20 protein-coding genes are annotated in these 24,061 nt (G+C 50.9%); 15 read left to right on the plus strand and 5 right to left on the minus strand.

Annotated elements, in window-relative coordinates; genetic code table 11:
- Positions 1-214: 214 nt before the first annotated feature.
- On the minus strand, positions 215-2,557 hold the full coding sequence (locus BMW93_RS07445; protein WP_090374601.1) for a TonB-dependent receptor domain-containing protein: 2,343 nt from the start codon (positions 2,555-2,557) through the stop codon (positions 215-217).
- A 337-nt stretch (positions 2,558-2,894) separates the two neighbouring features.
- On the opposite strand from BMW93_RS07445, the gene BMW93_RS07450 reads away from it, so the two are divergent.
- From BMW93_RS07450 to BMW93_RS07475, 6 genes are all read left to right on the plus strand, one after another.
- Positions 2,895-4,523, plus strand: a complete 1,629-nt coding sequence (locus BMW93_RS07450; protein ID WP_090374602.1) for a beta-N-acetylhexosaminidase — start codon at positions 2,895-2,897, stop codon at positions 4,521-4,523.
- A gap of 99 nt (positions 4,524-4,622) precedes the next feature.
- On the plus strand, positions 4,623-4,826 hold the full coding sequence (locus tag BMW93_RS07455; protein ID WP_090374603.1) for a hypothetical protein: 204 nt from the start codon (positions 4,623-4,625) through the stop codon (positions 4,824-4,826).
- Complete coding sequence (locus tag BMW93_RS07460) at positions 4,817-5,299, plus strand: DUF6036 family nucleotidyltransferase (protein WP_090374604.1); 483 nt, start codon at positions 4,817-4,819, stop codon at positions 5,297-5,299. Before BMW93_RS07455 ends, BMW93_RS07460 begins: the two co-directional genes overlap by 10 nt.
- Positions 5,300-5,375: 76 nt before the next feature.
- Positions 5,376-6,407, plus strand: coding sequence for a quinone-dependent dihydroorotate dehydrogenase (locus BMW93_RS07465; RefSeq protein WP_090374605.1), 1,032 nt, complete (start codon positions 5,376-5,378; stop codon positions 6,405-6,407).
- A gap of 44 nt (positions 6,408-6,451) precedes the next feature.
- The gene (locus BMW93_RS07470; RefSeq protein ID WP_090374606.1) at positions 6,452-9,010 is read left to right on the plus strand and encodes a DNA translocase FtsK; all 2,559 of its coding nucleotides are present in this window, start codon (positions 6,452-6,454) and stop codon (positions 9,008-9,010) included.
- Between the two features lie 103 nt (positions 9,011-9,113).
- The gene (locus tag BMW93_RS07475; RefSeq protein WP_229240260.1) at positions 9,114-9,764 is read left to right on the plus strand and encodes an outer membrane lipoprotein carrier protein LolA; all 651 of its coding nucleotides are present in this window, start codon (positions 9,114-9,116) and stop codon (positions 9,762-9,764) included.
- Positions 9,765-9,916: 152 nt separating this feature from the next.
- Here BMW93_RS07475 and BMW93_RS07480 read toward each other — a convergent pair whose 3' ends face one another.
- The 4 genes from BMW93_RS07480 to BMW93_RS07495 all read right to left on the minus strand — a co-directional run bounded on the left by BMW93_RS07480 (position 9,917) and on the right by BMW93_RS07495 (position 14,599).
- On the minus strand, positions 9,917-11,017 hold the full coding sequence (locus BMW93_RS07480) for a DNA topoisomerase IB (protein WP_090374607.1): 1,101 nt from the start codon (positions 11,015-11,017) through the stop codon (positions 9,917-9,919).
- 186 nt (positions 11,018-11,203) lie between these two features.
- Positions 11,204-13,489 carry an ATP-binding protein gene (locus tag BMW93_RS07485; protein ID WP_090374608.1) on the minus strand — a complete coding sequence of 762 codons (2,286 nt, stop codon included), beginning with the start codon at positions 13,487-13,489 and terminating at the stop codon, positions 11,204-11,206.
- Between the two features lie 9 nt (positions 13,490-13,498).
- Positions 13,499-14,128 (minus strand): biliverdin-producing heme oxygenase, encoded by a 630-nt coding sequence (locus tag BMW93_RS07490; protein WP_090374609.1) that lies wholly within the window; start codon positions 14,126-14,128, stop codon positions 13,499-13,501.
- A gap of 27 nt (positions 14,129-14,155) precedes the next feature.
- Positions 14,156-14,599 (minus strand): response regulator, encoded by a 444-nt coding sequence (locus tag BMW93_RS07495; protein WP_090374610.1) that lies wholly within the window; start codon positions 14,597-14,599, stop codon positions 14,156-14,158.
- Positions 14,600-14,753: 154 nt separating this feature from the next.
- On the opposite strand from BMW93_RS07495, the gene BMW93_RS07500 reads away from it, so the two are divergent.
- From BMW93_RS07500 to BMW93_RS07540, 9 genes are all read left to right on the plus strand, one after another.
- Complete coding sequence (locus BMW93_RS07500) at positions 14,754-15,317, plus strand: DUF4142 domain-containing protein (protein WP_090374611.1); 564 nt, start codon at positions 14,754-14,756, stop codon at positions 15,315-15,317.
- 204 nt (positions 15,318-15,521) lie between these two features.
- Entirely contained in the window at positions 15,522-17,093 is a 1,572-nt protein-coding gene (locus BMW93_RS07505) for a sulfatase (protein WP_090375062.1), read from the plus strand.
- A gap of 35 nt (positions 17,094-17,128) precedes the next feature.
- Positions 17,129-18,571, plus strand: coding sequence for an NAD(P)/FAD-dependent oxidoreductase (locus tag BMW93_RS07510; RefSeq protein ID WP_218147683.1), 1,443 nt, complete (start codon positions 17,129-17,131; stop codon positions 18,569-18,571).
- 15 nt (positions 18,572-18,586) lie between these two features.
- A complete protein-coding gene (locus BMW93_RS07515) occupies positions 18,587-19,672 on the plus strand; it encodes a formylglycine-generating enzyme family protein (protein WP_090374613.1) in 1,086 nt (361 codons plus the stop codon).
- Between the two features lie 24 nt (positions 19,673-19,696).
- On the plus strand, positions 19,697-20,266 hold the full coding sequence (locus BMW93_RS07520) for an alpha/beta hydrolase (RefSeq protein ID WP_090374614.1): 570 nt from the start codon (positions 19,697-19,699) through the stop codon (positions 20,264-20,266).
- Between the two features lie 116 nt (positions 20,267-20,382).
- The gene (locus BMW93_RS07525; RefSeq protein ID WP_090374615.1) at positions 20,383-20,982 is read left to right on the plus strand and encodes a YceI family protein; all 600 of its coding nucleotides are present in this window, start codon (positions 20,383-20,385) and stop codon (positions 20,980-20,982) included.
- Positions 20,983-21,095: 113 nt separating this feature from the next.
- The gene (locus tag BMW93_RS07530) at positions 21,096-22,244 is read left to right on the plus strand and encodes a glycoside hydrolase family 130 protein (RefSeq protein WP_090375063.1); all 1,149 of its coding nucleotides are present in this window, start codon (positions 21,096-21,098) and stop codon (positions 22,242-22,244) included.
- A gap of 175 nt (positions 22,245-22,419) precedes the next feature.
- The gene (locus tag BMW93_RS07535) at positions 22,420-23,160 is read left to right on the plus strand and encodes a DUF1080 domain-containing protein (protein ID WP_090375064.1); all 741 of its coding nucleotides are present in this window, start codon (positions 22,420-22,422) and stop codon (positions 23,158-23,160) included.
- A gap of 44 nt (positions 23,161-23,204) precedes the next feature.
- On the plus strand, positions 23,205-24,056 hold the full coding sequence (locus BMW93_RS07540; RefSeq protein WP_090375065.1) for a sugar phosphate isomerase/epimerase: 852 nt from the start codon (positions 23,205-23,207) through the stop codon (positions 24,054-24,056).
- Positions 24,057-24,061 lie beyond the last annotated feature (5 nt).

Raw genomic sequence — 24,061 nt, forward strand, 5'->3', positions numbered from 1 at the left:
TTTTTTAGATCACTATGCGTGTTCGGGGTTTAAATAAGCAAAATTAATCGACTCCTGTGCGAGCTATTTGCAAAAACCGTTCCATCAGAGCCGATCCGGGCGAAATTGAGGCTGGCAGTGCTTCCTATGCGCTTCGGGAACTGCTTGTAAATGAAAAGGAAGGGCCGAAACGACCCTTCCTTTTCACATATATTAACAATTTCTGCCCGGCGGATCAGGCATCGTCGCCACTTGCGGAAATTTTTCCGAACCTGTATTGGAAAGTCACATTCACGAGCCGGTTGGTCTGGTGCCAGTTCGACGATTGCGAATAGGTATCCGTGTTCAGCTGGCTTCTGTAATTCCGGGACAGGAAAATGTCCTGCACATTAAAGGAAATGGTCGCCTTCTTTTCGAGCAAATCTTTCCGGATACCCATATTGGCGATGAAAACGCCGTCGCGCGTGCCCTGCGCGATCGCCCTCGGGCCCTCGTAGTTCACATATGCCGATGCGCGGAAGTCGGCCGGGAGCGTGATGAATGCATTCAGGTTACCCGAGTAGCTCCACGTGCGGTTGTCGATCTGCGCGATGGCGGATACCACTTCGCTGCGGAAAATGCGGCCGCTACCATTCAATTTTACAATGTCTCCGAAAAGCTTTTGGGAAAAGTCGGTTTCAAAACCATAATTCAACTCACGGCCGACATTGTCATATCTGGTGAGCGAAACGCCTGCTTCATCGATCGTACGGATCTGCGTGATGGCATTGTTGGAATAATCCATGAAAAGCGATGGGCCCCAGCCGCCGTTGGCTTCGTAGTTGGAATAGCCCATTTCAGCCTTATGCGTAAACTCGGGACGGAGGTTCGGGTTACCCGTTTTTACGTTGCGTGGATCGGAAACGTCGGTATAAGGGTTCAGCCAGTCGGCCTCGGGGCGCTGCACGCGACGGCTGTAATTCAGTTTCACCTGCGAGGCTTCACCCAGCTTGCGCGTCACGGCGAAAGACGGTACGAGCGTGAGGAAATGCACGCTGAAATCCTGGTTACGGCTGATCTGGTTGATATCCTGGTTGTAATCGGTGACGCGCAAACCTGCCCGGACGCCCCAAAGATCGGTTTTTTGCGAGAATGTCATAAACCCGGTGTAGGTAGCATCCTTGTAGCCGAAAACGTTGCTGATATTGTTGTCAAAAACGTAGCCGTTCGTCTCGCGATCGAGGTTGTAGAAAGCATTTACATTGTCATTCGAGCTGCTGCGCGAGCGTATGCCGGCTTCCAGGGTCGCTTTCGGGTTGATAGGCCAGGTATAATCGGCATTCAGGAAAAGCGAATGGCGGTTGTTGTTACGCAGGTTTTGCTGGTTGCGCATCAGGCTGTCGATCGTACTCTCCTGCGCGAAATATGATTCCCCGTCGGACCCGCCGAGCGAATAACTCGAATTGAAATTAAGCTGATGGTCTTTTTCGGCAAATTTCAGGCGGTAATCGAGGTTGAAATTGAGGTTATCGCCGTTGCCTGTGCTGTTGTTCAGGCGGCGGAAGGTCTCCGAAACCACGCCCGAAGCGAGCGTCGTTTCGTTGAGGATATTGCTGTTGTTGCGGTTGTTGTCACGCGAGTAGTTCACCCCGGCTTCGATGGAGTTCTTATCATTGAAATCATAATTGACCCCCACTCGGCCGAATGCATTTTTGCCTTTGTTGCCGCCGGTACCATCCTGCTGCAAATGCGACTTAGATTCGGTCACGAAATTGTCGCGGCTCAAAGCTCTTTCCCAGGTTGTAGCGCGCGTTTGCCCGCTCAGGGACGCGTTCAAGCCAAACTTTCCGGCTTTGTAGCTCAGGTTACCCGATGCCGCATTGTTGTTTTTGTTACCGATGCTTAACCGCGCACCGCCGTTCATCCCGCGGATTTTCGTCTTTTTGGTAATAATGTCGATCACCCCTGAGGCACCTTCGCCTTCATATTTCGCGGAGGGCGTCGTCATCACGTCGATCCTTTCAATCAGGTTTGCCGGGAAAGATTGCAGGATCGTGGGGAGGTCACTGCCATAGAGGTTGGATGGTTTGCCATCGATGAGCACCACTACATTCCCTTTTCCCCGGACTTGCGGGTTGCCGTTTTCATCGAGCGAAACGGCCGGTACTTTTTCGAGCAGGTCGCTTACATTGTTGCTCGTTGCGAGCATATCCTTCCCGATATTGACCATCTTCTTGTCGATATCGTCCACGATCATGGTCTTTTCGCCTTTCACCACCACTTCGGCGAGCTTTTGCGCTTCGGGCTGCACGGTAATGCTTCCAAGATCGAGCAGGCTGGCTTCGGCCGCCAGTTTTACATTCGGGCGGTATAGCGTTTGGTAACCCATATTGGTCACACGCAAAATGTAGTTGCCCGCTGCAACTTCGGCAATGGTGAATGCTCCGTTCTCGTCGGCTACTGCACCGTTGACGAGCGACGAGTCTTTGGGCATCAGCAAGGCCACAGTAGCAAATGCGACCCCGGCATTGTTGGGCCCCTCAACGATTTTGCCCACCAGCTTACCACCGACCGCACGCTGCGATTTTGTAGGATTCACAGGACGCGAATGGTTGCCAGGGGTTGCGAGAAGTAGATGTGTAGGTAAAATTAGGGCAAGACTGTTAAGAAACAGAGTTCTTTTCACGGGTATAGGATTTTAGATTTTATTAGGAGTCAAGCAGGGCAAAGATGCCGGTTTCGTATTGTAAAATATAACTAAATCAAGCGTTAAAGCTTTAATGGGTACAAAGTTACATGTATTTGTGGTAACGTACCCTTTTTCGAAATAATTACATAAAATTATAAAAAATTTAAGATTCGCAGTATTTTAAAATAGGAATACGATAACTTGCAGTATTTTTAAATAATTTTAATAAATACCGGATTCCTAATTCATGAAACGTTTCCTTTTCGGATTAATCTGTTGCGTGCTCGTACACTCGGCAATGGCGCAGATTAACGTCATCCCCAAACCTACCCAGGTCCTGACGGCCAAAGGCGCATGGACGCTTAAAGCCAAAACGAAGGTCGGCGCACCTGCCGACGCCAAATGGTCGCACGTGGCGGAAATGCTGGCGGCGCAACTAGGCAAAGCCACCGGGCAAGCCGTTTCTACCGCGAAAGGCAAGGGCGACATATCATTAGTTCTGTCGTCGGACACCAGCCTCGGCGAGGAGGGCTACCGCTTGCTTTCGACTTCCAAAGGCGTAACCATTCAGGCGCAAACTGCCAGGGGCGCATTCTACGGTGTGCAAACGCTTTTGCAACTTCTGCCAGCGGAAATATTCAGTGAAACACCTGTCGCAGGAGTGAAATGGACCGTGCCTTACGTGACGATCAAAGACGTACCCCGCTACGCTTACCGCGGCTTGATGCTCGATGTCTGCCGCCATTTCATGCCGATCGAATTTGTCAAAAAATACATTGATCTGATTGCATTGCACAAGCAGAACCAGTTCCACTGGCACCTTACCGACGACCAGGGCTGGCGTATCGAGATCAAGAAGTATCCCGAACTGAAAACCATCAGCTCGAAGCGCAAGGAGACGATGAAGGGGCATTACAAAGATCAGAAGTTCGATGGGACGCCTTACGAGGGCTTCTATACCCAGGACGAAATCAAAGAGGTGATCAAATATGCGGAGGACCGTTTCGTGAATGTGATCCCCGAAATCGAAATGCCCGGGCACGCGCTGGCGGCATTGGCTGCTTATCCGCAGCTGGGCAACAATCCCGACAAAATTTATGAAGTAGGTACGAAATGGGGCGTTTACGACGACGTGTTCATGCCGCGCGAAGAGACTTTCAAGTTTCTCGAAGACGTGCTCACCGAGGTGATCGACCTTTTCCCCAACAAATACATCCACATCGGCGGCGACGAATGCCCGAAAGTACAGTGGAAAGAAAGCCGTTTCGCCCAGAACATCATTCAAAAAGAAGGATTGAAAGACGAGCATGGTCTGCAAAGCTATGTGATCAAGCGGATCGACAAATTCATCACCGCGAAAGGCCGTCGTATGATCGGCTGGGACGAAATCCTGGAAGGCGGGCTTTCACCTAATGCGACCGTCATGAGCTGGCGTGGTATCGAGGGCGGTATTGCTGCTGCAAAAGAGCGCCACGACGTGATCATGACGCCGGGCAACTTCTGTTACCTCGACCATTACCAGGCGGAAGCCAAGACGCAGCCTATCGCAATCGGCGGCTTCACCGACCTGGCGGAGTCATACTCCTACGAACCAACTCCCGCAGAACTTTCAGCCGACGAAGCGAAGCACATCCTCGGCGTACAAGGCAACGTATGGACCGAATACATGAAAACGCCTGCCTACGTACAATATATGGTATGGCCCCGCGCCACCGCATTGGCCGAAGTCGGTTGGACATCGAAAGAAGGCAAGAACTTTGAAGATTTCAGCAAACGCATGGAAATCCATAAAAAACGCCTCGACTTCCTGGGCGTCAACTACTTCGGCGCGCCTACGAACGACAAGTTTGAGTATGTCTGGCCGGAGAAAAAGTAGTCGTGTTGGTTTGGACATTTGAGAAAGCATCCCGCGGTGGCGGGGTGCTTTTATTGTTTAATGAATATGCCGATATTTACTCTTCATTGATTTTGTGATATGAAACCGAAGAAGCGAATAATTACGATTTATAAGAACCTCAACGATCCGTATATCGATGTAATGCTCACCGGGATGGGGGAAACGCCACGTGAGCGTTTTGAGAAGTTTTTCGAGATTCGGAAAAAGTTAGAGCTTTTCATCGGTTTCGACCATAGTACCCGCGATAGAACCATCAAAATCCGCAAAGCTGAATGGATTTAGAAAACACTGAATTCCTTGAATTCACAAAATGCGCACACTTAAAAGAACTGGAATACCTCATTGTCGGCGGATTTGCGATGTTTTTGAATGGATTGAATCGCGCTACAAACGACGTGGACATCTGGATTAACCCTACCCATGAGAATGGTCGGCGCCTGGTGGATGTATTTCGATGTATGGATTTGGATGAAAGCGAGATTTTCAAACTTGAACAGCTGGATTTTACCCAGCCTCATGTTTTCGGCTTTAACGGGGAGCTCGATATTGTTACTCAGATTCACAGAAACTTCGATTTTGTTGATGTATTCGACAGATCGAGAAGTTTTATGAATGCGCAAGGTTCAACCATTCATTTCTTGCATTTAAATGACCTGCGCGAACTGAAGGTGCTTGCGAGAAGACCACAAGACCTCCGGGATGTCGTGATGATCGACGATTTTATAGCACTTGGTGGCGGCTCTGCTGCCGATTGATTTCTGATCGAATCATTCAAAAATAAAATTCCCCCACCTTCCTCCCCCTTCCTGCGAAACATTCTATTTTTGCAGGATGTATAAGATTCTCATCTCCCCTATACTTTTCCTGTTTGACGCTGAGCGCATTCACTATTTTGTGTGCGAAGTGCTGCATTTGGCATTCAAAATCCCATTCGTACCGCAGCTCATGCGGGCAATGTACACGTACGAGCATCCCGATCTGGTGCAGGAAGTGGCTGGTTTGCGGTTTCGTAACCCGGTAGGGCTTGCGGCCGGCTTTGACAAGAATGCCGAAATGGTGGACCAGCTGGAAGCGTTGGGCTTCGGATATATCGAAATCGGGACGGTGACACCACGCCCTCAGCCTGGGAATGATAAGCCTCGTTTGTTCCGTCTTAAAAAGGATAAGGCGCTGATCAACCGGATGGGTTTCAATAACAAAGGAGTGCAGGTAGCTGCCGCAAAACTGGCGAAACGGAAGTCCAAAATCCTCGTGGGAGGGAATATCGGTAAAAATAAGGATACCCCTAACGAGCAGGCACTCAGCGATTATCTGATATGTTTCCGCGAGCTATTCGATGTCGTGGATTACTTTGTAGTGAACGTAAGCTCGCCGAATACACCCGGATTGCGGGATTTGCAGGAAAAGGGACCGTTGACCGAAATCCTGAAAGAACTACAAACAAAAAATAAAGAACGGGCTAATCCCAAACCGATTTTCCTGAAAATTGCGCCGGACCTGACGACTAGCCAGCTGGATGACATTATCGATATCGTCAAGGAAACAGGCATTGCAGGCGTAATCGCAACCAACACGACGATCAGCCGTGAAGGACTTGTAACCGATTCGTCGGAAGTGGCGCAGATAGGTGCGGGCGGATTGAGCGGTGCGCCGTTGACACATCGCTCGACGGAAGTAATTCGTTACCTTTGTGAACAATCCAATCATGCATTTCCCGTTATCGGAGTCGGCGGCATCGCTACTCCCGGACATGCTTTGGAAAAAATAAATGCAGGCGCCGCCCTGATTCAGCTTTATACCGGCTTTATTTACGAAGGACCCGGTGTGGTCAGCAGGATCTGCAAGGCACTGGTCAAGAAGTAATATTCAGAAAAATCAGCACTTCACGCATCCCGGAATTGAAATAAATGTCAGTCAATAAGCCAAGAGGTAACACACAGCGCCAGAAACCGGAGGAAGCGGCTGCGCCCCGTATTCGTGTATCCCTCGATTGGGAACACATTTTCACCAGCCCGAAGAATACGTTGGCCTGGGGCACATTCTTTATCGTCCTGGGATTGATCCTGGAAACATCTTTCTTTTCCTACATCGTCACCGGCCTGTCCGATCAGAGCGTGCTCGACGGACTGGGGCATCAGTCGATCCGCGATGCCGGGCGACAGACCCGCAATTTCCTGGGCGTGCTCGGGGCGGTGGTTTCGCACATTTTTGTTTATCGCTGGTTTGGGTTAGGGGCATTGTTGTTGCCTCTCGTGCCATTTGTTGCAGGCTGGAAAATGGCCTTCGGCAGGGAAATACTGCCGTTAAGCAAAACCACCAAGGAAGTGATCTTTTTCACCCTGTGGGTCAGCGTGCTCATGGGCTACATTATCCTCATGAGCAACAGCGAGAATAATCTGAGCTTCCTTTCGGGCGGCTTTGGTTATCTGGTGAACATTGCACTTTTCGACTGGCTGAAATGGGGAAGCGTAGTGCCTATCCTCTTCGCATTGTTCGTATTCGCAGTATTCTTCTACGACGTGCGCGACAGGTATGAGTCGTGGCAGGCGAGGCATGCGAAACCGGAAGCAGTTGCCGGCGATGACACGACGTCACCCGCCGAAACCGAAGCGGCAGCTGTTGCCGAAAGCAAATTTGTATCAGTAGTAAATGATACTTATGATGATGAAGTGCCAGCGTCCGACGAGCAGCCAGATTCTGACCTTGAAGTAGAAGAAGAAGCCCCGCACGTGGCGCCGCATCCCGCGGTAGTATTGCCGGTTACGCCTCCCGCACCCTCCGTAGCCGCGTCGACGAGCATCGAGTTGCCGGTAATGCCGATGGAAGTATCGGCGGTCCCATCCGAGCCACTGCTCGAACTGGAAGTGGAGGATACCACGCATTCAAACGAAACTGTTGAGGAAGAATTCGAGGACGAGGATGTGAATGCATCCATATTACGCGAATTCGGGCAGTATGACCCGATGCTCGATCTGCCGCAGTACCATTTCCCGAATATCGACCTGCTAAACGAGGTAGTCGAAAACCAGCATGAGAAAGTAAGCCAGGAAGAGCTCGAAAGCAACAAAACCAAGATTGTCGATACGCTCGGCAGCTATGGTATTAATATTTCTAAAATTAAGGCGACGATCGGGCCGACCGTGACGCTTTACGAGATCATACCGGAAGCGGGGGTAAGGATTTCGAAGATCAAAAATCTTGAAGGCGATATTGCATTGAGCCTTGCCGCATTGGGTATCCGTATCATTGCCCCGATGCCGGGCCGGGGTACGATCGGTATCGAGGTGCCGAACAAAAACAGGGAAACGGTTTTTGCGCGATCGGTACTCGCGAACGATCGCTTCCAGAAATCGACTTACGACTTACCCATTGTTTTGGGGAAAACCATTTCAAACGACATCCACATTGCCGATCTGGCGAAAATGCCCCACTTGCTGATGGCGGGTGCCACCGGGCAGGGAAAGTCGGTGGGTTTGAACGTGATTCTGGCTTCACTGATCTACAAAAAGCACCCGGCGGAGCTCAAATTCGTACTGGTTGACCCTAAAAAGGTAGAATTAACCCTTTTCAACAAGCTGGAAAGGCATTTCCTCGCCAAGCTCCCGAATGCGGAGGAGGCGATCATTACCGATACGAAAAAGGTAATTTTTACCCTGAATTCCCTGTGTATCGAAATGGATTCCCGCTACGACCTGCTGAAAGAGGCCGCGGTACGGAATTTGAAGGAATACAATGCGAAGTTCGCGCAGAGAAGGTTGAACCCTGAAAAAGGACACCGCTTCCTGCCTTATATCGTACTGGTGATCGACGAGTTGGCCGATTTGATGATGACGGCCGGCAAGGAGGTAGAAACGCCGATTGCGCGTTTGGCGCAGCTGGCGCGTGCGGTGGGCATTCACCTCGTGGTGGCGACACAGCGGCCATCGGTGAAGGTTATCACGGGGCTTATCAAGGCGAACTTCCCGGCGCGTCTGTCGTTCCGGGTGACGTCGAGTATTGATTCGCGGACGATCCTGGACATGGGTGGTGCCGAACAGCTCGTAGGTCAGGGGGATATGCTGCTGGCGATCAACTCGGAAGTGATCCGCTTGCAATGTCCGTTCATCGACACCCGCGAGATCGAGGATATTTGCGAGTATATCGGCGGGCAGCGCGGTTACGACGAAGCCTACGCATTGCCTGAATATGAAGGGGAAGATGCGGCAGAAGGCAAGGCCGAGCTGAACCCGGATGATTTCGACAGCCTGCTACCCGATGCGGCGCGCCTGATCGTAACGCACCAGCAAGGCAGCACGTCGCTGATCCAGCGTAAAATGAAGCTCGGATACAACCGCGCGGGACGCATTATGGACCAGTTGGAAGTACTGGGTGTGGTAGGGCCGTTCACAGGCAGCAAAGCACGCGATGTGATGTTCCACGACCTGAATATGCTGGAAGAGCATCTCCGCGTAATGGGCGTAAGCTAAGTTCCGGCACCATTAAACCATTGCCGTTTTGTAGCGTCTAAAATTGAAATATTTCACTTAAAACCCCGTTTTTATAAACTTAGTTGGTATTAAATAATTGAATATGAGAAATTTAAAGAATAGTACTTGTTTGCTTGCGGTATTGACGATTTTCCTTTTGAACTCATTCACTTCGAATGCACAAGGCGACAAAAAGTCAGCGGATATACTGAATGCTATGAGCAGCAAGTACCAGAAGATCAAATCCTTTAAAGCACTTTTTACCTACATTACCAAGGGTGAAAAGCCGCTCAAAGGAGAAGCGACTGTGAAGGGCACGAAGTTTAGGTTGAAAATGGCAGGTCAGGAGATCTTTAACGATGGTAAACTGATGGCAACGTACATCAAAGAAACCAATGAAGTGAATTTGCAGGATTTCGACCCTGCCGCCGGCGGCGACCTGGATCCGACAAAAATTTATTCAGCATATAAAAAGGGCTTCAAATCCGCTTTTGTGAAGGAGAAACAGGAAGCAGGCAAGGCTGTCGAAGTAGTCGAACTGACCTCGACCAACAAAAACAGCCAGGTGAACAAAGTGCAGATCGAAGTGAATAAGGCTGATAAGTCGATCAGCAGCTGGAAGATTTTCCAAAAGAACGGACAGGAGGTAACCTATAAAGTGGATCAGTTTGTGCCCGATGTGAATGTGGCCGACAATTTCTTCGCTTTCAACGCCAAGCAATATCCGGGTGTGGAAGTGGTTGACCTGCGATAGTTTCCCGCGACATACTAAAAAAAGCAATGGGTGAGCCTTTCGGTCTCACCCATTTTTCTTATACGCGTTATAATATCGTTGATTATCGGAGGTTACGGTTTGAGACAAGGTTTTTATGTAAATGGTTGCATGTGATATAGAACTTGTCTATTTCAATTCGGGCGCGCCAGTAGTGCCCGCACGTGCTGCTCGGTGTTGGAGAAATGCGGCGTTCCTTCGACTTCTTTGTTCAGAATACGCTGGATACGGTGGTTTTCGTAAGCCCTGAAAACCGCCGGGTGCACGTAATACTTCTTGCATACGGCGCGGGTATTGCCCAAATGTGCGGCTACTGCATCCAGGCAGGTGTTCTCGATGCGTGTCACCTGTCGTTGCGAAGCGGCTTTTTCCTGGTGACTCAGGTATTCGAATGCGGTAACGGTGCCCATCCAGGTCCGGAAATCCTTGGCGGAAAAATTGGCGCCTGTATAGCGGCGGATGTAGTCGTTCACCTGTTGGGCATTCAGGGCGCATTTGCCGCCTGTTTCGGTAGTGTATTGAAAAAGCCGCTTTCCCGGCATTTGCTTGCATTGCTGCACGAGGCGTGCCAACTGCTTGTCGCGCAGATTGATGTCCTGCTGAATACCCTTTTTACCTTTGAACATAAAGCGGATACGGCTGCCGGTCACCGTTGCGCAGCGCGCATCGAGCGTGGTAATGCCCGACGACCCGTGCCGGACCTTGTAACGCTGGTTGCCTACGCGCATACAGGTTTTGTCCATTAGCTTGATCACCAATGCAATGGCTTTCGAAAGGTCGAAATCGCGTTTGCGTAGATCGTGCTCCACCTGCGCACGTAATGCGGGAAGGGCTTCCGAGAAAGTGAGCAGTTTATAATATTTGGTCTGGTTCCTGACGAGGTTCCAGAACGGATGATAACGATATTGTTTCCGGCCGGCGGCATCGATGCCCGTGGCCTGTAAATGCGTATCGGGGTCTGCGCTGATCCAGACGTTGGTCCAGGCGGGCGGAAGTACGAGAGACTTAATGCGTTTGATCGTCTGCGGATCTTTACAACGCTGGCCGTCTGCGTCGGTGTAGTAGAAGCGGGGCGCTTTTCCTTTCCGTGCGTAACCGGGTGCATTCTCCGACTGGATATAGTGAAGCCCTGCCGCTTCGGCTGTTAATGCAGGGTTTTTTCTGAGTTTTTTAAACTGTTGGGCCGTGATGACGGGCTCGTCGGGTATTTGTTCAAGAGCTGCGGCTACTGACATGTGGTTTACCGTTTGTTGTTGTACCACAAATCATAATAATTTAATACCAACCCACAGCGCACGCCACAACCCTGTGCTAAACGGCCCGCCAGCGCCTGTACATCCATTTAGTACCCAATAAAAAATCCCCAGCCCCACCGGTTGAGCGGCTAAGCTGAGGAACAATGTACTCACACGTGCGGGCCGTTACGCGATGGGAAAATAGATGGTGAAAACCGACCCTTCCCCGAATACCGATCTGGCAACGATAAACCCTTTGTGGTTCTCCATGATTTTTTTACAGATCGCCAGCCCGATGCCCGTTCCCGGGTATTTGTGTGCGGGATGGAGGCGTTGGAAAATGTCGAATATCCTGCTTTCGTATTCGGCTTCGAAACCGATCCCGTTGTCCTGAAAAGAGATTGCGTGATAACGGCCCACGGCAGCTTTTTCGGGGGAAATATCTGTTGCTTCTACAATGCTTGCGGTTATGTTGATAGCGGGGCGCTCGTCCGGCTTGACGAATTTAAGCGCATTGCTGATCAGGTTAATGAAGAGCTGATGTACCTGGAAAGGAATGATTTCGAGGGACGGTAAAGTTTCCGCCCGGACCGTAGCGTCTTTTTCATCGATCGTATCCTGCAACTCCGAAAGCACGTTGCGCAGCACATCGTTCAGGTCGGTCGGCTTGAAGACCTTTTCCATGGTACCCGCTTTCGAATAGGCCAGGATATCTTCGATCAGCATTTGCATTTTCTCGGCCGCGAAACGCATTCTCTCTACGGAATCCTTCACCTGAACGGACAAGTCCGGGTCCTCGCGATCGAGCACTTTGGAAGCAAAAATCTGTATTTTCCGGAGTGGCTCCTTCAAATCGTGGGTAGATATCCAGTTCAGGTTGGAAAGCTCCCTGTTGGCAAGCCGCAGCTCTTCGTTGAGGCTGCTATTCCGATCTTCCTGCGCCCGGATCACCCGGAAATTGATATGCTTCTGCAACGCATAGGAAAAGCTCGAAGCCGCATTGATCTCCGATTTTCGCCAGGGCGCACTTTTATCTTTTACAATCTCCATCCACAACTCGAACGATTTGCGCGGGGAAAGCCGCACACCGTCCTCATTTTGCAAAACGGCCTTGTCGGGGTTACCTGCCCAGTTGATGGTCTCGATTTTTTCCTGTCTTAGCCACAAAATCCCGTCATTTTCACCGGATACCATCGAGTGATAGATCACCCCCGCTGCATATTTGGACATGTTTTTCGCCGCCGGGTAAACCTCCGAAAGGTTATCCGTCTCAAACGTCTGGTTGGGATACGCATTCGAAAGAAATGCGAACAGATCAAGCAGTTCCGCATCCGACGGTACCAGGCCATTGGTATACAATAAACCTTCGTGGTAAATGGCTGCGCCGGTTGCATTCGCCAGTTTCAGTAACGAGGGCGGCTGGTGGCTGGCATCCATGAAGTTCTCGGTTTCGTGGAGGGTCGCGAGCGCATTCACGAGGGCTTTGTCCACTTCCTCACCGATATTATATTCTTCGGCCACTTCGCGCACCGCGATTTGCGATGTAAGGAAATGTCCCTGCAACAACGCCGAGAGTCGCGTGTAGTGCGGCAATATCTTGGGTGCATAATGGTGACAGGCGATCAGTCCCCAAAGTTTCTGGTTTTGCAGCAGCGAAATGGTCAGCGTTGCACCCACGCCCATGTTTTTCAGATACTCGATATGCATAGGCGACACGCTCCGCAGGATCGACAGGCTCAAATCCAGCGAATGGTTGCCCTTATCGGCCGAATCGTCGATCGTCAGCAGCGGGACCGGCGCATAGTTAATATCCGCGATCATCCGTAACGGGTTGCGGATGTACAGCTCGCGCGCCTGTGCGGGGATGTCCGTATGCGGGTATTTCTGGTTGGCAAATGATACCAGGTCATCGCGCCGACTTTCGGCGATCACCTCGCCGTTGTACTGCTCGTCGAACCGGTAGATCATCACACGATCGTAGCCGGTAATGTTGCGGGTTTCATCCGCAATCTCCTGGCAGAGGTCGAGTAACCCGCTGGAATTCTCCATGATCGACACGAAGTTGCGTGTCTGTGTATAGAGGTTCGGCAAATGCAATGTGCCGTCGGGGAACGGTTCGAGTTCCAGGATCACATTGTCGCCGCTCTGGTGAACGGTAGTATTGAACGAAGTCCCGTTCAAATCGAAAACAAACGGTTTTGCCGAATCGATAGTCTCCACATTGGCATACGATGCGAAACGATGGGCCTGTTCACGGGGGAAAATATCCGCAATGTCTTTGCCCAGTACTTTCTCCGGGCCAATACCGATATAGTCGGCACTGTTGGCGCTGCAAAACCCGATTCTGGAATCCCCTTTTTTGATCCCCAACAAAAAGCCATGGGGCTGAATACTGCCGGGTATATGGATGGGTTCACTTTCGCAATTTGTCAGGTTGACAATGTCGCGATTCACAATGTCCTTGATATTCATTCCTGCTGATCAGTTACGACCGGCCCGGGCCGCGTCATGCTGCCCCAACCAATTGTCAATGATGGTAAAAGTTTTTTTAGCGGCGCCGATCACTCCGTCCCTTTCCTCGTATTCGTCAACAAATTGTGTAAGCGAGGAGATGAAACTTTTCCACAGGTTTCCTGTCTGCGCACCATATCCCCAGAAATAGGAAGCGCCATGCTCAGGTGTGAGCCCGAGTACTTCGTGAATATGCCGGTACAGGATCTTTCCGCCCAGTGTGGAACCTTCGAGCACGTACATAATGCCTAGCGCCTCGGCAACCGAAGAAATGTCGAAACGGTATACCGGCAACGCATCGATTTCCGCCTCGGTAAGACCCGTGGCCAGAAGGTCGTCAATGATCAATCGCGACTTATAACGTTCGGGTAAATCGATGATAACGTGAGAAATAGCAGGGAATACCTGATCTTCACAGGCGATGGTCACTCCGAAAAGAGCGCCCAGGTAGGCCTGATAGTCCTTGACGGATACGGAGGGGGTGAGTATTGCTTTGGAAAGTGGGTTATCTTCCAGTTTCTGGTGGCTTTCCGCTGTCTCGTGTCTTAGTCGTTTGAAAAATAAGTCTTGCTCCGTGTTGAAAGCAGTTGCTTCACTCATACTGAATGCGAATTGAAACCTGTAAGACTAGTTGGTTATCAAAAATTGTTCCAGCCCCTCGGGCATCGTCGCGGCGGCCCGTTCGAGCAGGCACATTTTAAGGATTTCTATCAAGCCATTGAAGCTCGTCGGCTTTTGAATATAAAGGTTCGCTCCGCTACGGTAGGCCGATTCCCACAAGTACTGCGCGACCGACGTGGAAAGTATGACGATCGGCACCTGTTTGTAGGCTTCCAGACCCCTGATTTCTTTCAGGCATTCAAGGCCGTTTTTAACCGGCATGTTCATGTCCAGAAATATAATTTCCGGTTTACCCTCCGTGCCGTTTAGCATGCGAAGCAATTCCACGCCGTTTTCGGCGACGGTAAGATTTGTTTCCATCGGGATGTGTGCCAGCGCTTCCTGGAACAGGAAGGTATCATCATGGTCGTCGTCGGCCAACAGGATCCGCAAGGGGGTAACGGGCTTCATTAAATGGGGATAGAGGTAGGTTTGGAAAACAGCGGAACAACCCGCAGGGTGTTGAGGTTGTCGACGGATAGCTACAAAAGTATCCGTTTTTCAGTTGCGGTGGCATAGTTTTTTAATTTTCAATGCCCAAATCATCAAAAAATGAAAACCGCTTATGAAAAAGATCGCATTTAGTATCCTCATGGCAGCTACTGTGGTGGCATTTACAAATTGTAACAACACCAAGACAGAGGATAGCAAAGAAGTTGCCGAAGAACAGAACGAAGCAAAACTCGATACGACGGCATTGGAAGACGATTCCGAGTTTGCCGTAGCAGCAGCCGACGGCGGATTAATGGAGGTCCAACTGGGAGAGCTGGCGCAGAAAAACGCGACCAGCGCCGATGTTAAAAAATTCGGGGAAATGATGGTGAAAGATCATTCGAAGGCCAGCGAGGAACTGAAAACCCTGGCAGCCCAGAAAAATATCACACTGCCTTCCATGCTCAGCGACGACAAGCAAAAGAAATACGATGACCTGGCCAGAAAGAAAGGTGCGGAGTTCGACAAAGCCTATATTTCTTTCATGGTAGATGACCATAAGGAAGATATCAGCGAGTTTGAGGAGGCTGCGAAAGATGCCAAAGATGCCGATGTAAAGGCCTGGGCGGAAGGCAAGCTTCCCGTTTTGAAACACCACCTGCAAATGGCGGAGGCGATCGATAAAAAAACCAAATAACCTGAATGGATTGATTTTAGGAGCCCGGAGCGAAGTATTCGTCCCGGGCTTTTTTGCTTTTAAAAATGACGGATAGTGAAAACAAATCGCCAATTTGTAATTTTAGACCCCGTGAAATCCGGCTTTACAAAGTAATTCCGGTAAAACGCTTGCGAATTGATTTTGCATAAGTTTATTTTGTCTACCTATTATATAGAGTATTTCATGTTTGCTATTCTTACCCGTCCTGCGAAGTTGACTCTGGCGGCCTTTTCAGGCCTCATCGCGCTGGCTATGTCCGTCACGACGACGCTCGCCCAAACCGCTCAGCGCCCGAACATTATTTTTATTTTTTCCGATGACCACGCCTATCAGGGGATCGGCGCTTATGGGAACAAGATCGTTAAAACACCCAATATCGACCGTATTGCACGCGAGGGGGCATTGCTGACCAATAACCTGGTGACCAATTCAATATGCGGTCCTAGCCGCGCCACTTTGCTGACCGGCAAGTACAGCCACCTGAACGGCTACAAACGTAACGACCGGACAAAGTTCGATACCAGCCAGACACTGCTTTCCGAAACGCTCCGCAAGAATGGCTACCAGACGGCCTGGATCGGTAAAATGCATTTGAACAGCCTCCCGGCGGGTTTCGATTACTGGAATGTACTGCCCGATCAGGGACATTATTATAACCCGGAATTCATCGGTCAGCCGAACGACACGACCAAATATACGGGCTACGTTTCCGACCTCATTACCCAGTTCGCGACCGGCTGGCTCGAAAAACGCAACGACAGCAAACCATTTTTCCTCATCGTGGGCCACAAAGCCACGCACCGCGAATGGATGCCCGATTTGCAGGACCTCGGCGCTTATGATAATGTAACTTTCCCGCTGCCGTCGACATTTTATGACGATTACAAAGGCAGAAAGGCCGCTGCCGACCAGGATATGACTATCGACAAAACCATGCGCATGAAGTTTGACCTGAAAGTGGGCGTGGATTACGAGAAGGATTTCCTTTACAGCCGACTTAATCCCGAGCAGAAAAAGGTTTTCAAAGCCTATTATGACAAAGTATCCAAAGAAGTAACAGACAAAAATCTGACGGGTAAAGCATTGGTAGAGTGGAAATTCCAGCGTTACCTGCGCGATTATTTCTCAACGGCCAATTCGCTCGACCGCAATATAGGCAAGCTGCTCGATTACCTGGATAAAAGTGGTTTATCTAAAAACACGGTCGTGATCTACGCGTCGGACCAGGGCTTTTACCTCGGCGAGCACGGCTGGTTCGACAAGCGCTTTATTTATGAAGAATCATTGAAAACACCATTTGTAATCCGCTATCCGGGGGTGATCAAGCCGGGGACCAAAGTAAATGACCTCGTTGTGAACATCGATTGGGCGCCGACGGTACTCAATATCGCAGGTGTGAAAACCCCGGCGGATATGCAGGGTAAATCGTTCTTGCCATTGCTGAAAGGCACGCAAACCGCGCAGGTACCCTGGCGGAAAGAGGCTTATTACCATTATTACGAATTCCCGCAGCCGCACCACGTACACCCACATTTCGGGTTGAGGACAAATCGCTACAAGCTGGCCTATTTCTACGGCGGCGCCGATTCGTGGGAGTTGTATGATTTGCAGAAAGACCCGAAAGAGGTTTCCAATATTTACGGAACGAAAGAAACAGAAAAGCTGACAGCTGATTTGAAAGAGAAGCTGAAAGCATTGATGAAAGAGTACAAGGACGATGAGGCATTAAAAATCGTCGCGACCGCGAAACCATGACCAGCGTGGGAACTCCCCGAGTGGCGACTCCCGGAGTGGGAACTCCGGAATATGATGCCATAGTGGTAGGCTCCGGCCCGAATGGGCTTGCGGCCGCTATTACCTTACAAGAATCGGGACTTTCGGTTTTGTTGATCGAAGGAAAGGACACGATCGGGGGCGGTATGCGCACCGCGGAACTGACGTTACCGGGTTACCACCACGATATTTGCTCTGCCGTTCACCCGATGGCATTGATGTCGCCGTTCTTTGAAAGACTTCCGCTGGCGGATTTTGGATTGAAATTCGTTCAGCCCACGCACGACGCGGCGCATCCGCTCGATGGCGGCCGGGTGGCGGTACTCGACCAGTCGGTAGAATCGACGGCCCGCCAGCTCGGTGCCGACGGCGATACCTATCGCAGATGGATGGGTGGCCTGCTGGAATCCATTCCAAAGTTGCTGCCCGATCTGCTCGGACCGCTGCAATGGCCGGCAGAGCCTTTCCGGCTCGCGGGATTCGGGTTACAGGCATTACCACCGGCTACCTGGACGGCCGGGAAATTCAAGACCGCCGAAGCGCGTGCAATGTGGGCCGGAATGGCCGCGCATTCGATCCAGCCATTGGGGAATATCGCGACTTCGGCCTTTGGCATCATGCTCATGGCCGCGGCGCACATTAAAGGATGGGTAATCCCCGTGGGTGGGAGCCAGCGCATTGCGGATACATTGGCGGCTTATTACCAATCGCTTGGGGGCAAGATCCAGACGGGCTGGATGGTTGGTTCGTTGAATGAACTGCCGTCTGCGAAAGCCATTTTAATGGACGTAACGCCCAAACAGCTGGTGCAAATAGCAGGCGACAGGCTGAGCTCTTCCTATAAAAGTCGTTTGGGAGCTTACCGCCACGGCCCGGGTGTTTTCAAAGTGGATTGGGCACTCGACGAGCAGATCCCGTTCCAGCGTGAAGAATGTCGCGGAGCCGGCACGGTGCATTTGGGGAATACATTGGAGGAAATCGTGCAGTATGAACGTAATGTGGGGAATGGAAAGCGGGGAGAGAAGCCTTTTGCATTGGTAGCTCAGCAAAGTCTTTTCGACAAAACCCGCGCACCCGAAGGCAAGCATACGGCCTGGGCTTACTGCCACGTTCCGAACGGCGACGACCGCGATATGACCGATGTCCTCGAAAGCCAGATCGAACGGTATGCGCCGGGCTTCCGGGATGTGATCAAAGCGAAACACGTTACCAATGCGTCGGCATTTGAACAATATAATCCGAACTATATCGGAGGGGATATCAATGGGGGTATCCAGGATATTTTGCAATTGTATTCGCGGCCGGTGCTGAGCATTTCGCCGTACCGTACACCGGCGAAGGGCCTTTACATCTGCTCGTCGTCCACCCCTCCGGGCGGGGGCGTGCATGGGATGTGCGGGTACCACGCGGCGCGGCAGGCGTTGAAGGATATTTTTAAAATTGAAGTTAAAAAAGCGTAACCGGGTTACAGGAATATGGAGTTTTCAATAAAAGGATTTTGCGGACTGGCGGGTATTTTGGCCGTGACATTATGGAGCTGCGGGAGCAAACAAACCGCCGAGGAGAAACGCAAAGCCGACAGCCTCGCGGCCTGCATTGCCGACGGCATGCCCTCGCGTGCATCCGCGATCCGCAATGCGAGCCTGGTAACGGAAGGTAAGGGCGACAGCACCGGCATGGTGTGGATACCTGGTGGCAAGTTCCTGATGGGCGCCGACGAGTTCCCCGACTCCCGACCAATGCACGAGGTGACGGTGAATGGCTACTATATCGATGCGCATGAAGTCACGAATGCGGAATTTGCCGCATTCGTGAAAGCGACCAACTACAAAACCGTTGCCGAACGCCCATTAAACCCGGCCGATTATCCCGGCGTACCTGCCGATAAGCTGGTGCCGGGCTCGGCGGTGTTCACGCCCACGCCCACACGCGTGAGCCTTGACAACCCGCTTCAATGGTGGAATTACGTGCCGGGCGCCAACTGGGCGCATCCGGAGGGTCCTTCCAGTTCGACCAAAGGCCGCGAAAACTACCCTGTTGTGCACGTATCCTACGAGGATGCGGCGGCCTATGCCAAATGGGCGGGGAAAAGGTTGCCTACCGAAGCGGAGTGGGAATTTGCGGCACAAGGCGGCAAAGGAAATCACACCTATTACTGGGGCGATCAGCTCAAACCGGACGGAAAATGGGTGGCTAACATTTACCAGGGCAGTTTTCCCGACAAGAATACAAAGGAAGATGGCTATCTTACCGCCGCGCCTATCAAATCCTTCCCTTCCAATCCTTATGGCCTGTACGATATGGATGGAAATGTGTGGGAATGGTGCGAGGACCTTTACCGCCCGGATTATTACCAGAAAAGCCCGGCTGCTAACCCGAAAGGGCCGTCGGATAGCTATGATCCCGACGAGCCGGGCGCGGTGAAACGCGTTCAGCGCGGAGGCTCATTCCTTTGCAGTGACGACTATTGCATTCGTTACAAAGCCGGCAGCCGCGGCAAGGGAGAAGTGACCAGCGGAAGCAACAACCTTGGTTTCCGTTGTGTAATGGACAAAAAATGATGTGATTACCAAATTGATACTGATATGAGTGTGCGCTTTCTGACCGTACCGGGGCTGGCGAGCTCAGGCCCGCAGCATTGGCAGACCATCTGGGAAGAGCAATATCCCGACCGTTTCGACCGCGTGCAGCAGGAGAACTGGGATTGGCCTGTGAAAGAGGAATGGGTGGCGCAGCTGCAAAAGCAGATCAGCGAACTCACCGGGCCGACGATCCTCGTAGCGCACAGCCTGGGCTGCATTACCGTGGCGCATTGGGCGCAGGAGCACAGTTCGGAGCTGATCAAAGGCGCGTTACTGGTGGCCCCGGCGGACGCGGAGCTTTCCAAGCGGTTGAATTTCGTGGTCGGCTTTACGCCCATACCCGTGCGTACGATCCCTTTCAAAACGATCGTGGTGGCGAGTACGAACGACATTTACGCGACCATTGGCCGATCCAAAGTGTTTGCCGCCAACTGGGGAAGCGATTTTGTGAATGTGGGTAAAAAAGGGCATATCAATGCCGTTTCGGGGCTGGAAGACTGGGTGGACGGCAAGAAGATATTGGAACAGTTCGAGGGCGTAAAATTGCTTGAAAGCGAAGCAACGCGTTCCTGAGAACCAGCGTATGGGATTGTTAAAGCCTGTTAATGATTTATTAAGTGCTTTTTATTCTTTATATATTTCAAATCAAATCTTCTACACTTTAAACTATTGAAATTATTATGAAACGAATGTTTGTACTCGCAGCAGCTGGCTTGCTTTTCAATGTTGCTGCAATTGCCAACGGTCCCGGAAAGAATGCTGCCGACAAAACGCTGAAGGTAGATCCGAAAGCGAGCTCCATCAACTGGGGTGCCAAAAAGGTAACAGGAACGCACGCCGGAACGGTACCTCTGGAAAGCGGTACACTGGTGGTGGATAACGACAAGCTCAAAGGAGGAAGTTTTGTAGCCGATATCAAATCGCTCGTCGTAACCGATGTGACCGATAAGGAAATGAATGGTAAACTGACCAATCACCTCAAAAGCGACGACTTTTTCTCTGTCGAAAAACACCCGCAGGCAAAACTGGTGATTTCAACCGTGACACCGAAAGGTGGTAATGCTTACGACGTAACAGGCAAGCTGACGATCAAAGGAATCACACAGGACGTGAAATTCCCGGCGACAGTTACGTCCGATGCCAAAAAGGTGACTGCCAACGCGAAAGTAGCGATCGATCGTACCAAATACGATATCAAATTCCGCTCGACCAACTTCTTCGAAAACCTTGGCGACAAGGCGATCGACAACGATTTTACACTCGACGTAAATCTGGTAGCGAACAAATAATCAGCGATTATTTAAAAGATATGAAATCCGGTTTGAGCGATCAGACCGGATTTTTTATTGCCCCGGAGAGCCTTATATTTGAAAAATATGATTTGATAACTGATAGAAATTCTATGAAAAATTTTATCGCCGGCTTCGCTATATGCACATCTATCCTGGCCGGGCAGGCATTTGCACAAACCGAAAACAAGCTTCCTGAATGGGCTTTCGGCGGTTTCAAACGACCGGCCGGTGTAAACCCGGTCATTTCTCCCGATAGTAATTCGCGTTTTTTCTGTCCTATGAACAAACGTCAGGTCGATTGGGAATCGAACGATACATTCAACCCTGCGGCCACCATGAAGAACGGCAAGATCGTGGTGCTTTACCGCGCAGAGGACAAAGCCGGCAAGGCGATCGGAATGCGTACCTCGCGGCTGGGATATGCCGAAAGTGAGGATGGCATTCATTTCAAAAGAAGAAAACAGCCGGTATTATTCCCGGCGGAAGACAGCCAGAAATCCAACGAATGGCCCGGCGGCTGTGAGGACCCGCGCGTGGCAGTTACCGAAGATGGCTTGTACGTCGTGATTTACACGCAATGGAACAAGGATAAGGCACGCCTGGGCATTGCCACCTCCCGCGATTTGATCAGATGGGAAAAATACGGCCCGGCATTCAGGGAGGCCTATAATGGTAAATTCAATAATATCTGGACAAAATCGGGCTCGATTGTAACAAAATTGGTTGGCGACAAGCAGGTTATCGCAAAAATCAACGGCAAATACTGGCTCTATTTCGGCGAAGCCAATGTGAACGTCGCGACTTCGACAGACCTCATTAACTGGGAGCCCGTGGTCGATACCAATGGTGAGCTGGTAAACCTGATCTCCCCAAGAAAGGGCTATTTCGATAGCAATCTCACTGAATGCGGCCCCCCGGCCATCCTGACCGATAAGGGTATTGTAATGCTTTACAACGGCAAAAACGACAAAGGCGAAGATGGCGACAAACGTTTCACGCCTAACAGCTACTGCGCAGGGCAGGTATTATTTGATAAAAATGATCCTACCAAAGTGCTCGCCCGCCTCGATACCCCTTTCTTCCGTCCGATGGAGCCGTTTGAAAAGAGTGGCCAGTATGTCGCAGGGACCGTTTTTATTGAAGGAATGGTGTATTATAAAAAGAAATGGCTGCTCTACTACGGCTGCGCCGATTCGCGCGTAGGAGTGGCAATGTATGATCCCGCCGCGAAAACAGCGGGCGATCCGATTCCCAACTAGCAGGTCAGTACAGGATAGTGCATCAGATATTTTTAGGAATTTTTGGATATTAATTTCTGCTTTTTTAAGAGATGTTAATATCCAAATGCCCCTTGCAATAAGGGAAGTCAGTTGTTCCGGAGTCACTAAACCTATAAATGCGATCAAAATGAGTTTCAGATTTATCAAGGCCGGAATGCTTCTGGCCGCCGTGATGACCCTCACCAGCCAGGTCGACACTTTTGCCCAAAAAGCCGAAAAAGGCTTCAAATCCATCTTCGACGGAAAAACACTCAAAGGATGGGACGGCGATCCAAAGTACTGGCGCGTCGAAAATGGCTCGCTCGTGGGCGAAATCACTCCTGAAACGCTTTTGAAAACCAACTCATTCATCATCTGGCGCGGCGGCGAACCCGGCGATTTCGAACTGAAAGGTTCATTCAAGATCGCGACGGCCGGAAACTCGGGAATCAACTACCGCAGTGAACAACTCACCGACGTTCCTTTTGCATTGAAGGGCTACCAGGCCGATATCGACGGTAAAAACAACTACACCGGCCAGAATTACGAAGAACGCAAACGTACCACATTGGCCTATCGCGGACAGAAAACGGTTATCAAAGAATATACCGGCGACAAAACGCCGGAAGGTGTCCGCAAGAATGTATCCAAGAATGCCTGGACCGGCTTTGAAGTAGTTGGCTCGCTCGGTTCTTCCGATTCATTGAAGACGTTGATCAAAAGCGAAGACTGGAACACTTTCCGGCTGGTTGTGAAGGGAAATCACCTGCAACACTACATCAATGACGTCCTGATGAGCGATGTTACCGATAATGACACGGTAAATGGCGCCAAAAAAGGCCTTTTAGGCGTACAGGTACACGTAGGCCCGCCTATGAAAGTGGAATACAAAGACCTGCGCATCAAACAATATTAATCAAACATCGGCCGGCGGCTTCGGTTGCCGGCTTAATGCCCATTATGAATAAAATCGGATTTAATGTGCTGGCCTGGACGGCGGCAGTTTCGGATGATCTCTTCCCGATTATCGAAAGGCTGAAAACGATTGGATACGACGGTGTCGAGTTCTATTTAGGCCCCCAGGAAGCCGCGGCTTACCAGCGAATGGGCAGTTTTGTGAAAGACCTGGGCCTCGAAACCACGGCGGTAATGACGCTCGGAGCGGATGAGAACCCGGTGAGCGATTCGGCTGACGTTCGCGGGAGGGCTCTGGACAAAATCAAATGGGCAGTAGACCGTGCGCATGACCTCAATTCGAAAGTCATTTGCGGGCCTTTCCATTCGGCGCACACCGTTTTTGTAAACCGTCCGGCCGAAGACCGGGAGTATGCATTGGCAGGCGAAGTACTGAATGCCGCTGCCGACTATGCGGCACAGGCCAACATCACATTTGCCCTCGAAGCGCTCAACCGTTTCGAATGTTATTTGTGTAATACGATGGAACAGCTGTTCAAACTCGTGAAAGCGGCAGATCATCCGAATGTGCGCGCGATGTTTGACACACATCATTCCAACATCGAGGAAAAAAGCTATTTAAGCGGACTGCAAACCATCGCGCCCGTACTTGCGCACGTACACATCAGCGAGAACGACCGCGGTACGCCGGGGACGGGCCAGGTGAAGTGGGACGATGCATTCGCAGCACTGGCGGCGATCAAATACGACGGCTGGCTGACGATCGAAGCATTCTCGCGTAACGATCCCGGCTTTGCGAATGCGATCGGTGTTTGGCGGGAGTTTAACGAGCCGTGGGACATTGCCGAAAACGGCTACAAATTTATCCGCGAAATGGGCCTGAAACACGGGCTTTGATCAAC

Origin of the sequence: Dyadobacter sp. SG02 (genome assembly GCF_900109045.1) — a bacterium.
Taxonomy (GTDB): Bacteria; Bacteroidota; Bacteroidia; order Cytophagales; family Spirosomataceae; genus Dyadobacter.